Annotated in this window: 11 protein-coding genes and 1 tRNA gene; 11 read left to right on the top strand and 1 reads right to left on the bottom strand. The window is 38.4% G+C overall.

The window, feature by feature from the left end; all coding sequences use genetic code 11:
• The 11 genes from tuf to rpoC form a co-directional block, all read left to right on the top strand.
• Window positions 1-155: elongation factor Tu (gene tuf / locus ABIL69_09065; GenBank protein ID MEO0124135.1), on the top strand; the 155-nt coding region annotated here is incomplete at its 5' end.
• Window positions 156-172: 17 nt separating this feature from the next.
• Window positions 173-319: a 50S ribosomal protein L33 gene (rpmG, locus tag ABIL69_09060; GenBank protein ID MEO0124134.1), complete on the top strand. Its 147-nt coding sequence runs from the start codon at window positions 173-175 to the stop codon at window positions 317-319.
• Between the two features lie 97 nt (window positions 320-416).
• Window positions 417-489, top strand: a tRNA-Trp gene (locus ABIL69_09055).
• A gap of 13 nt (window positions 490-502) precedes the next feature.
• Window positions 503-688, top strand: a complete 186-nt coding sequence (gene secE / locus ABIL69_09050) for a preprotein translocase subunit SecE (GenBank protein ID MEO0124133.1) — start codon at window positions 503-505, stop codon at window positions 686-688.
• A gap of 7 nt (window positions 689-695) precedes the next feature.
• Entirely contained in the window at window positions 696-1,220 is a 525-nt protein-coding gene (gene nusG, locus ABIL69_09045) for a transcription termination/antitermination protein NusG (protein ID MEO0124132.1), read from the top strand.
• 10 nt (window positions 1,221-1,230) lie between these two features.
• Window positions 1,231-1,659 carry a 50S ribosomal protein L11 gene (rplK, locus tag ABIL69_09040; GenBank protein MEO0124131.1) on the top strand — a complete coding sequence of 143 codons (429 nt, stop codon included), beginning with the start codon at window positions 1,231-1,233 and terminating at the stop codon, window positions 1,657-1,659.
• Window positions 1,656-2,354, top strand: coding sequence for a 50S ribosomal protein L1 (rplA, locus tag ABIL69_09035; GenBank protein ID MEO0124130.1), 699 nt, complete (start codon window positions 1,656-1,658; stop codon window positions 2,352-2,354). Before rplK ends, rplA begins: the two co-directional genes overlap by 4 nt.
• Window positions 2,355-2,388: 34 nt before the next feature.
• On the top strand, window positions 2,389-2,898 hold the full coding sequence (gene rplJ / locus ABIL69_09030; protein ID MEO0124129.1) for a 50S ribosomal protein L10: 510 nt from the start codon (window positions 2,389-2,391) through the stop codon (window positions 2,896-2,898).
• Window positions 2,899-2,913: 15 nt separating this feature from the next.
• Window positions 2,914-3,312 (top strand): 50S ribosomal protein L7/L12, encoded by a 399-nt coding sequence (gene rplL, locus ABIL69_09025; GenBank protein ID MEO0124128.1) that lies wholly within the window; start codon window positions 2,914-2,916, stop codon window positions 3,310-3,312.
• A gap of 79 nt (window positions 3,313-3,391) precedes the next feature.
• On the top strand, window positions 3,392-7,060 hold the full coding sequence (gene rpoB, locus ABIL69_09020) for a DNA-directed RNA polymerase subunit beta (protein ID MEO0124127.1): 3,669 nt from the start codon (window positions 3,392-3,394) through the stop codon (window positions 7,058-7,060).
• A complete protein-coding gene (rpoC, locus tag ABIL69_09015; protein MEO0124126.1) occupies window positions 7,050-10,985 on the top strand; it encodes a DNA-directed RNA polymerase subunit beta' in 3,936 nt (1,311 codons plus the stop codon). The genes rpoB and rpoC overlap by 11 nt, the downstream gene beginning before the upstream one ends.
• Window positions 10,986-11,145: 160 nt before the next feature.
• On the opposite strand, the gene ABIL69_09010 is transcribed toward rpoC, so the two are convergent.
• Window positions 11,146-12,297, bottom strand: a complete 1,152-nt coding sequence (locus ABIL69_09010; GenBank protein ID MEO0124125.1) for an AI-2E family transporter — start codon at window positions 12,295-12,297, stop codon at window positions 11,146-11,148.
• Between the last annotated feature and the right edge of the window lie 25 nt (window positions 12,298-12,322).

The following is a 12,322-nucleotide window of genomic DNA, read 5'->3' as shown; positions in this document are numbered from 1 at the left end:
TGCCTGAGGGTGTGGAGATGGTGATGCCTGGTGACAATGCGAATTTAGAGGTGGAGTTGATTTCGCCGGTGGCGATTGAGCAGGGTTTGCGTTTTGCGATTCGTGAGGGTGGTAAGACGGTCGGTGCCGGGGTGGTAACCCAAATAATTGAATAAAAAACAAAAGGGATAATATGAGAGTGATCATCAGCCTTGCCTGCACGAATTGTAATAATAGAAATTATACAACGACTAAGGATAAGAAAAAACAGTCGCGGTTAGAGATTAAAAAATACTGTAAATTCTGCCGGAAGCACACGCTGCACAAGGAAGTAAAGTGATTCCGCGAGATTCTGATAATCTGATATACCTTAAAGTCCTATTGATTTTATCTTTAGGTATTTAGGTACTTTGGACTTTTTGGTATTTATAATGTTTAGGCCTGTAGCTCTAACGGCAGAGCATCCGGCTCCAAACCGGAGGGTTGGGGGTTCAAATCCCTCCAGGCCTGGATAAAGAAAAAAGTGATTAAAAAAATAATTGATTATATAAAAGGTGTTTATTTAGAAATGAGAAGGGTCTCCTGGCCAACGAAGAACGAACTTGTTAGTTCAACGGTCATTGTTATTATTGTATCAATATTTGTGGCTTTGATTATATTCGTTCTGGACCGTATTTTTACGGCATTGTTAGGTATTGTCATTAGATAATAATAATATGAACTGGTATGTTGTACACACATTAACTGGGCACGAACAAAAGGTAAAAAAAATACTGGAAAGGGTAATAAAAGAGCAGGGAATGGAAAATAATTTTGGAAAAATCATTATTCCGGTTGAAAACCTTATTAAAATAAAAAAAGGGAAGAAAGTAATGGAAGAAAGAAGGCTTTATCCTGGTTATATTGTTATTGAAATGGAACCAACGAACGAGGCTTTAAAACTTGTGAACTCTGTACCTGGAGTTACCCATTTTCTGGGCACAAGAAATAAACCGATACCCCTGGGAGAAGATGAAGTTAATGCACTTTTAGCACAGGTTGAAGAATCCAAGAAAAAAATTGTTACAAAAATACCTTTTACAAAAGGAGAACGGGTTACTGTCATAGATGGACCTTTTACTGATTTCGTCGGCACCGTAGAAGAAATTTATCCTGAAAGAGAAAAGGTGAAGGTGATGGTGGTGATATTCGGAAGACCAACACCAATTGAACTCGGTTTTCACCAATTGAAGAGTTTCTGAAAGGAGTTTTATGGCGAAGAAAGTCGTTGCCGTTGTTAAATTACAAATTCCAGGAGGAAGTGCTACACCGGCACCACCGGTGGGACCGGCATTGGGTCAGCACGGGGTTAATATAATGGAGTTCTGTAAGGCATTCAATGCTGAGACTAAAAACCTTACAGGACTTGTCATACCGGCAGTAGTTACTATCTATAACGACCGTTCCTTCACTTATGTCTTAAAAAGCCCGCCCGCCTCAATTCTTTTAAAACAGGCCGCAGGCATTGCTAAAGGCTCTGCCCAGCCAAATCGCGAAAAAGTTGGAAAAATCACAAAAAAACAACTTGAGGAGATCGCTCAGCGTAAGATGAAAGATCTCAATTGCGATAGTCTTGAAAAGGCAATAAAAATAATTGAAGGAACGGCAAGAAATATGGGTATAATTGTGGAGCAGGAATGAAGAGATCAAAACGTTATAATGAAGCATTATCCAAAATTGATAAAAATAAGAAATATTCTTTAAAGGAAGCTATTGAAACTTTAAAGAGCATTGCTAACGCGAAATGTAATGAGTCTGTGGATATCGCAGTCAAGTTAAATATTAACATAAAGAAACAGGACCAGATGGTTCGTGGTACTTCAGATCTACCCTATGGCACAGGAAAAACAAAAAAAATACTCGTTCTTACCAAGGGTGAAAAGGAAAAAGAAGCAAAGGACGCGGGTGCTGACTATGTTGGTTTTGAAGAATATATAGAAAAAATAAAATCAGGGTGGATTGATTTTGACAATGTTATAGCAACGCCTGACGCAATGTCTGAAGTTGGAAAACTGGGTAAAATCCTCGGTCCCAAGGGTTTAATGCCATCCCCAAAAACCGGCACCGTTACATTTGAGGTTGGTAATCAGGTGAAGGCATTGAAAAAAGGCAAAATTGAATTTAAAACTGACAAGGGTGGTTGTGTTCATGCCCTGGTAGGCAAAGTATCTTTTCCGGTTGAGCATCTCGAAGCTAATATCCAGACATTTATACAGGACCTCATTGCTGCTAAACCGTCTACCGTTAAAGGTCAATTCATAAAATCTATTACACTCTCCTCTACTTTTGGACCTGGTATTAAATTAAATGAAAAAGATTTTCTAAAGTCAAAATAGAGTTATAAATATAACTTTCAAATGGGAGGAATGAATGCCCTCGCAAAAAAACATTGAAACCTTAAAAAAGAGCACAGAGATCATGAAGAATGGAAAGGCATTTTATTTCACTGAGTTCACAGGATTAAATGTGCAGCAATTGGAAAATTTACGACGGGAATTGAAAAAAAATCAATGCAATTATCTCGTAGTCAAAAATACCCTGGGACTCTTGGCATTGAAAAATTTAGGCTATGAAATTGATTCAATAAAGAAAATATTTTATGGACCAATAGGCATAGCAATCGCTTATGATGATCCTCTTGTGCCAACCAAGATTCTTAAGAATATTCAGGGATTAAAAATTAAAGGCGCTTTTGTTGAAGGAAATGTTTATGACGCAGGTGGAGTTGCCGAGCTAGCAAAAATACCATCAAAACTTGTTCTTTTGCAATCCGTTGTTGGTTCTCTTAATATACTCGGCAATCTTGTTAATACATTAAATAGTGTTATACAAAATTTAGTTTTTACAGTTGATGGAATTAAAAATAAAATTAATAGTTAAATAAGGGGGTAAGAAATGACAACAAAAACCAAAAGAAGCGTTGCTGAATTGGTTGAAGATATAAGCAACCTTACTGTTCTTGAACTCTCAGAACTTGTAAAATCGCTCCAAGAAAAGTTTGGTGTTACTGCTTCTGCACCAGTTCAAGTAGTTGCCCAGCCAGCCGCTGGTGCTGAACCAGCAAAAGCAGCAACCGAAGAAAAGAGCGAATTTACAGTGACATTAACCGCCAGTGGTGATAAGAAAATACAGGTTCTAAAAGTCCTGAGAGAACTCACTGGTTTAGGGCTGAAAGAGGCTAAAGACCTCGTTGACAACCCACCAAAAGTAATAAAAGAAGGAGCCACAAAAGAAGAGGCACAAAATTTCAAAACCAAACTTGAAGAAGTCGGGGCAACAGTTGAAGTAAAATAATAATGGTTATTGGGTTGGGATTTGAGTCTGGAATTTCCAGCATCCCGACCCAAATGCCTGTTTAATAAATAGGAGGCATATGAATAATATACTTGATTTTTCAAAAAATAAGGTTGTTTTTGAAATGCCCCATCTTCTTGAGATTCAAACTGAATCGTTCAAAAAATTTCGTGATCATGCTTTAGATAGAATATTCAACGAGGCTTTTCCTGTAAGTGGAATTCACAATAAATACGAATTGCGATATATTGGCCACCGCCTCGGCTCTCCTAAATATTCAGTTCAGGAAGCTATTGAGAAAGGGGTTACATACTCTCTACCATTGAGGGTTAGTTTCCAGCTGTTGTCTAAAGAAGAAAATGTCCTTCGTTCGATTGTAGAACAGGAAATATATCTATGTGACCTACCATTGATGACGCACAGAGGAACTTTTATTATTAATGGTGTAGAAAGGGTTATTGTAAATCAAATTCACCGCTCGCCTGGCGTATATTTTAGTGAGGAGAGCGATAACTATTCCGCGATGGTGATTCCTTATCATGGACAATGGATAGAATTTATTGTTGACCCACAAAATATATTGTGGGCTATCCTCGATCGAAAGAAAAGAATATCCGGAACACTATTTTTAAAAAGTCTGGGTTATATAAAAAATGAAGATATAGTGAGCCTCTTTTACCCAACAAAAGTCATAGATTTAGACGAAGCAAAGAATTGTTTTCTTGCAGAAAAATTTGAGTTTGATAATGTTCAACTGGAGGTCCTTGACCTCATAGACGAAACACATTACGACATACTTAAAAGCAATTCTATTAAAAAGGTAAAGATCGTAGACGCTCATGATGCCGGTGTCTCAATTCTGGCAAATACGATTAAAAAAGACCCGGAGAAAATAACAAATGTAGAGGACGCCGCAAGAAAAATTTATTCGCTGTTAAGATCTATTCCGCCACCGACTCCGGAATTTGCGATAAATTACATAAATGATCTCCTTTTTAACAAGAATTATTTTGACCTTGGCGAGGTTGGTCGTTTTAAGATTAACCAGCGACTGGATATTAAAAAAGAGTTGACCAATACAAACTTTACAAAAGACGATTTGATTAAGGTGTTGAAGGAATTGTTAAGATTTGCCAATAAAGAATTTGAACCCGATGACATCGACCATCTCGGTAATAGACGCGTAAGAAGGGTTGGCGAGCTATTGGAAACTCAATTCAAACAGGCAATAACCCAACTTATTCAGAGTATAAAAGAGAAGGCGTCTTTAATGGAAGAAAAGGACCTCTCACCCCAGGACCTTATCAATCCCCATCTTGTATCTAATATATTAATGAAATTTTTTACAACATCCCAGTTATCACAATTCATGGAGCAGACAAACCCAATATCAGAAATGACGCACAAGCGTCGTATCTCATCATTGGGTCAAGGCGGGCTCACCAGACAGACTGCAGGCTTTGAAGTCCGTGATGTTCATTATTCACACTACGGTCGTATTTGTCCCATAGAGACACCCGAAGGTCCCAATATTGGCTTGATTTCAAGTTTATCCAGTTACGCCCGTATAGATGAATACGGATTTATTGTTACACCATACTGGGAAGTAAAAAATGGGGTCGTTAAGAACAAATTTGTCTATTTACGGGCGGATGAAGAAGATAAGTATACAATTGCCCAGGCAAATACACCCGTGGATAAAAATGGTAGGATTTTAACCGACCGTGTTCTCTGCCGCCGGAAAGGAGAATTTCCTATGGTCCCACCTGAAGAAGTGGACTATATGGATGTCTCACCTGAACAGGTATTCAGTCCAACTGCTTCATTAATACCCTTCTTAGAGCACGACGATGCAGATAGAGCCTTGATGGGTTCAAATATGCAAAGGCAGGCGGTACCCTTAATAAATCCTGATATACCACTTGTTCAAACTGGAATGGAAAGCAAAGTCGCCAGGGACTCAGGGACGATACTCATTGCCGATGATGATGGAATTGTAGATTATGTAGATGCAAATCAAATTGTCGTAAAAAATAATAAAGGTAGAAAAATAAAATATCATCTTTCCAAATTTATCCGTTCCAATCAAAATACCTGCATTCATCAACGTCCTTTAGTACATATTGGCGATACGATTAAAAAAGGTCAAATCCTTGCTGATGGTTATGCCACAAAAGAAGGTGTACTTGCACTTGGCAAAAATGTACTCGTAGCCTTTCTACCATACCTTGGTTATAATTTTGAGGATGCGATTGTAGTAAGTGAGAGACTATTGAAAGATGACACTTTTACATCCATCCATATTCTTGAGTTTGATTGCGAAGTGAGAGAGACAAAATTGGGTCCCGAGGAAATTACGAGAGATATCCCGGGTATCCCTGAATCTATGTGTAAAGATCTGGATCAATTTGGCATAGTGCGCATTGGTGCCGAAGTTGGACCTGATGACATACTTGTGGGGAAGATAACGCCAAAAGGAGAAAGTGAACTAACACCCGAAGAGCGCCTGATGAGAGCTATCTTCGTAGAAAAATCAACAAATGTCCGCGATACATCACTTCGAGTTGAACCCGGTGTTGAGGGTGTTGTCATTGATGTGCGTGTTTTAACGCGCCGAACGACTGATCCTCTGGCAAAAGCAGTAATGGATGAACGCGAGAAAAAAATCAAACAGGAATTTACCCAGGCACACAATGAGATTATTAGCACTCGTAATGAAGTATTAAAGCAGTTATTAAAAGAAGAAATTGCCGCATCAACTATCCGCGATGACAAAGAAAGAGTCCTTCTAAAGAAAGGACAAAAATTTGATGACGAATTTTTCACCAATCTAACCACTGAAAAAATTACTGCCGATGAAAAATTTGTTGATAACGAAAAATTGCACGAAAAAATTACAAAAATAATGAAGGAATATGAAGAAACTTTACAGCAACTCAAAGCCGACGAAAAAATAGAAAAGGATAAATTGTTACGTGGAGACGAACTACCTTATGGGGTTTTAAAAGTAGTAAAAGTGTATATTGCCCAGAAAAGAAAAATTTCGGTGGGCGATAAAATGGCCGGGAGACATGGGAATAAGGGTGTCGTTGCAAAAATAGTTCCTGAAGAAGATATGCCATATCTTGCTGATGGCACTCCAATTGACATCGTTTTAAATCCCCTTGGTGTTCCTTCAAGAATGAATGTCGGACAGATTCTTGAAACCCATCTGGGCTGGGCAGCAGATAAAATAAAATTTTATGCCCTTTCACCAGTCTTCAATGGTGCCACGGTTGGGGAGATTAAAGAAAAATTAAAAGAGGCTGGACTACCTGAATCTGGACAGGTTACTCTATATGATGGACGGACCGGGCTCCCATTTGATTCTGAAGTTACCGTCGGATATATGTATATGTTAAAGTTGATTCATATGGTGGATGAAAAAATGCATGCCCGTTCCAGTGGACCATATTCGCTCATCACCCAGCAACCCTTAGGTGGAAAAGCACAATTCGGTGGTCAAAGACTTGGTGAAATGGAAGTGTGGGCACTTGAGGCATATGGTGCAGCATACACACTCCAAGAAATGCTGACCGTGAAATCAGATGATGTAGATGGAAGGGCTTCGATGTATGAAGCACTAATTCGTGGTAAAAATCCTCCAAAACCACGAGCGCCTGCATCTTTTAATGTATTGTTGAAAGAATTACAGGGACTCTGTCTCAATGTAAGTTTTGAAAAAAAGGAGGAGTCTAATGAAACATAATCCTCCGGAGGTATTTGATTTTTCAGATTTCAATGGAATAAAGTTAAGTCTTGCTTCGCCTGAGGCGATTCTATCTTGGTCAAAAGGTGAAGTCACGAGGGCTGATACGATAAACTATAGAACCCAAAGACCAGAAAAGGATGGATTATTCTGTGAAAAAATATTCGGGCCGGTAAAGGATTTTGAATGCGCCTGTGGGAAATATAAAAAGGCAAAGTACCGGGGCACTGTCTGTGACCGATGTGGTGTAGAAGTCCAACCAGCATCGGTCCGCAGAGAAAGAATGGGGCATATTGATCTTGCGGTTCCTGTTGCCCATATTTTCTTTTACAAGATTCCACCCAGTAAAATTGGTTTACTTTTAGACCTAACAATAAACCAGTTGGAAAGAATATTAAATTATGAAGATTATATAGTTGTAGAACCCGGTAATTCACCATATCCAAAAGGACGAATTCTCAATGAAGAAGAGTATCAAGAAGCGAAAGCAAAAAATTATGAGGGCTTCAGGGCAGATACCGGTGGACAGCCGATTTATGACTTGCTAAAAGAGATAGAATTAGAGAATCTTGCCACAGATCTCAGGACTAAACTTGAAAAGGAAACGCTTGAAGCCAGAAAGATTAAACTATTGAATAAATTAAAATTAGTAGAGGCATTGAGATTTTCTGGGAACCGTCCGGAATGGATGATGTTAACGAGAATTCCTGTAATTCCGCCAGACTTGAGGCCTTTGGTAGCACTTGAAGGTGGTAGATATGCTACCAGTGATCTAAATGATCTTTACAAAAGAGTAATTACCAGAAATAATCGTGTTAAACAGTTGCTTTCAGGAATTAAAACACCCGAGGTGATTGTCCGCAATGAAAAAAGGATGCTACAGGATGCAGTTGATGCACTTCTGGATAACTCAAGACGGACAAGACCGATTAAAGGTAGAGGCAACAGACCATTAAAATCACTTGCTGATGCATTAAAAGGTAAACAGGGAAGATTCCGTAGAAATTTGCTGGGTAAGAGAGTAGATTACTCTGGGCGATCAGTGATAGTTGTTGACCCGAATCTCAGATTATACGAATGTGGCATTCCGAAAGAAATGGCACTTGAATTATTCAAACCGATGATAATTCGTAAGCTTGAAGAGAGAGGCGTTGTCGATTCAGAAAGAAGTGCACGCAGACTTGTTCGCTCCCGCTCTGCCGAAGTCTATGAAATCTTAGAAGAAGTAATAAAAGAACATCCTGTTTTATTAAATAGGGCTCCGACGCTCCACCGCGTATCAATCCAGGCATTTTTACCGGTTTTAAAAGAAGGACGCGCTATTGCCATTCACCCACTTGTATGTGTGCCTTATAATGCCGATTTTGATGGAGATACAATGAGTGTTCATATTCCGCTATCGCCTGAGGCGATAATGGAATCATACCTGCTAATGCTTTCCATTCACAATATCAGAAGTCCAGCAAACGGCAAGGCGATGATGATCCCCACCCAGGATATTGTCATTGGACTACATTATCTTACAAAAAAGCGTGGTAATGCCAAACCGGTAAAATTATACGATGATATTGATGAAATTAACTTTGCCTTAGAAAATAAATATCTCTCTCTGCATGATCCGATATTATATAAATACAAAGATAAAAGAATTGAAACCACGCCCGGAAGAGTAATCTTCAATCAATTCCTGCCCGAAGAAATGCGTTTTAAAAATGAAACATTGACCAAGAAAAAAATTGCCTCAATCGTTGACGAATGCCTAAATAAATTTGGTACCACAAAAACGGTTGAACTTCTTGATAATATTAAAAAACTCGGTTTTGAATATGCGACCCGTTCAGGATTGACCATAGGTATTGATGATATGAAAAGCCCAAAGGATAAAGAAAAATTATGGGACGAAGGTTTAAAAGAGGTTACAGAAATTAACAATGCCCATAAAAGAGGATTAATATCGGAAACTGAGAGATACAATAAAGTAATAGATACCTGGACAAAGGTAGCAAGTGACATAGAAGAAGAATTAATCAGAGAATTAGGACAGGATCGTGCTGGATTCAATCCTCTTTATATGATGGTAGAATCGGGTGCAAGGGGCTCAAGAAATCAGGCTAATCAAATATGCGGCTTGCGGGGATTGATGTCTAAGCCCCAACGTAAGGTAAGCGCAGTTCAAATAATTGAGACACCCATAAAATCTTCCTGCAAAGAAGGGCTCACTGTTCTTGAGTATTTTATATCCACCCACGGTGCAAGAAAAGGGTTAGCCGACACTGCCTTAAAGACTGCAGATGCCGGTTATTTGACAAGAAGACTCGTTGATGTAGCCCAGAATGTTACGATAACCATTGAAGACTGTGGAACAATTTTGGGGCAGGAAATCACCGCATTAAAAGAAGGTGAAAAAATAGTTGAACCATTGAGCGAAAGAATTAAAGGACGCGTTGCATTGATAGACATTGTTGATCCAACCACAAACGAAATTATGGTCAAGGCAGGTGAAGAAATAGATGATGATACGGCAGAAAAAATAGAAAAAAGAGGAATTAATAGTGTCAAAGTTCGGTCAATCTTGACCTGTGAGGCACCGGTTGGACTATGTGCTAAATGTTATGGTAGGAATCTTGCCACTGGAAGAATGGTAGAACTTGGTGAAGCCGTAGGAATTATAGCCGCCCAATCAATTGGCGAGCCTGGCACCCAGCTTACCTTAAGGACATTCCATGTTGGTGGCGCAGCGCTCAGGATTGCAGAAAGCACAGAACGCGCTGCTGATTTTGATGGTGAAATTTTGTTTGAAAAAATTTCGGTAGTTGAAAATGCTGAGGGCAAACTTGTTAGTTTAAATGATAAAGGAAGAATAATTCTAAAAGAAATTCCAAAAAGTAAAGAAACACCAAAAGAAAAACTGCGCAAAACAACCTATAATATACCAATCGGCGCCACGATTTATGTAAAAGACAAACAAACTGTCAGCGAAGGTGAAATTTTATTTGAGTGGGACCCTTATTCTATTCCTATTGTATCACCCGTTGGGGGCAAGATAAAATACAAAGATATAGAACCCAATTTAACACTGCAGGAAAACTGGGTAGATGAAAGATCCGGAGGTAAGCAGGCGATTATCGTTGAAGACCGTATGCGTAAACTCCATCCCAAAATAATTATTTGTGACCCCAAAACTGAAAAAGAAATCAAGAGTTTTTCAATTCCTGCAGGGGCATACCTTATGGTAAAAAAAGACGAAATGATAACTCCAGGAACCTTAATTGCACGTATTCCAAAGGAAATTGGAAAGAGCAAAGACATAACTGGTGGTCTTCCCAGGGTTGAAGAACTTTTTGAAGCAAAATATGTTAAAGATGCGGCTGTGGTTTCTGAAATTGACGGAATTGTAGATATCGAAGAAGAAAAAGGAACCTGGATAATTACTGTGACCCCTGATGCTGGCGATAAAAAGGTTTATAAAATACCGACATCAAGATTCCTAAAAGTCCATTCTGGAGAACAAATAAAGGCAGGCGACCCATTGTGTGAAGGGCCGATAGACCCTCATGATATTTTAAGAATTAAAGGGCCAATGGAGACACAGAGATTTTTGGTCAATGAAATTCTTGAGGTTTATAGAATTCAGGATGTAAAGATTGATGATAAACATATTGAAGTGATTGTGCGTCAAATGCTTCAGAAAGTAAAAATTGATGATCCAGGCTCTACACCTTTTGTTAGTGGTGAAATCGTTGACAAACGGCGGGTAATGGAAACCAATCAAAAAATAATGGCCGCCCAGGGTGAAGATCTCAAACCTGCAACATACGGTCCTCAGCTATTGGGAATAACCAGGGCTGCTCTTTCCAGTGAATCTTTCTTCTCTGCTGCCTCATTCCAGGAAACTGCCAAGGTTCTTGCCGATGCTTCAGTATAAGGAAAAATTGACACTCTTGAAGGATTGAAAGAAAATGTGATTGTAGGAAGAATAATTCCTGCAGGAACTGGATTCAGAAAATTCCAGAAAATAGAATTGGTTGATGAAAAATCAGCCGAGGTTGAAGCAGGGTAATTTTTTCAATAATAATTTAAAAATATTATAATCTTAAACCAAAGAAGTGATTCAAGAATTCACGCAGGAATATAATTATTGGTACCACAAGAACCAATCCCCAAAATCCGGCAATTGTTCCACCCAATATTAGAGCGAGAATAACAATTGCCGGATTCAAACGCGCCGCCTTCCCAATAATTATTGGTCCCAAAATGAAATTTTCCAACAACTGTTCACCCAGATAAATTAATAATATTTTAATTAATGTCATTATAGGTGGAGGTGTGAAAAGTCCAACAATAATCGCAATGATCAGACTTAATACAAAACCTACATTGGGAATTAAATTACATAAACCTGCAACAATTCCCAAAAATACATAGTATCTTATCCCTGAAAGCCAAAGCAAGGATCCTATAATAAAACCAACAATAACCATTAAAATAAATTGTCCGCGAAAATACCGTGAAAAACTCACATTCAGTTTTTTGATGAAATTGTTAAACCCTTGTTGTTCTTCTTCGGGTAATAGATTTTTAATCCATTGAGCAATCTTTTCCCGGTCAGCGAGTACAATATAGGACACAACAGGGGTTAAAATAAAATTATATAAAAGAAATATTATTCCCTTTACGCCCTGACCAATCTGTAAAATTGTCTGAAGTAAACCATTAAGCAGAGTTCCAAAATAATTATTTATCGCATTAAGCACTATCTCTTGATTGATTGTCACACCAATTGCATCAAGTGTCCTAATCAGTCCATTGATAACCAATTTACTACGATTGATCAGTTCTGGGACTTTTTCGATTAAAATCTTGACCTCACTAATAAGGTTTATTGTTAATAAAAATAGAATGAATGGGACTATTGCAATCAAAGGCAAAAGCACCATAAGAATTGCCAGAATCCGCGGGATCTTTTTTTGTTCCAATCTATCAATGAGTGGAGCGACAATATATGCGATACCCACCCCAATGATAAACGGAATAAGTATAGCGAAATAATAAATAATCAAATAAGCACATAATAAAAAGAATGAGGCAAAAAATAAAGGTCTTATCTCCTTTGTTCTTCTATACTGCCACAAAATGAATATTGCCAGAACCAATAGCCAGATTGGGGTAAAAACTCTGGATACAAGCACGAAAATTGCCAGAATTGCAATTGCAAAATATGGTAATATCTTTTCCATTATATGAGTATATCCAGTATATACC

The organism is candidate division WOR-3 bacterium (genome assembly GCA_039802005.1).
Taxonomy (GTDB): domain Bacteria; phylum Hydrothermota; class Tepidihabitantia; order SM23-42; family JAOAFX01; genus JAOAFX01.
This window is presented reverse-complemented; position numbering and strand designations above follow the sequence as displayed.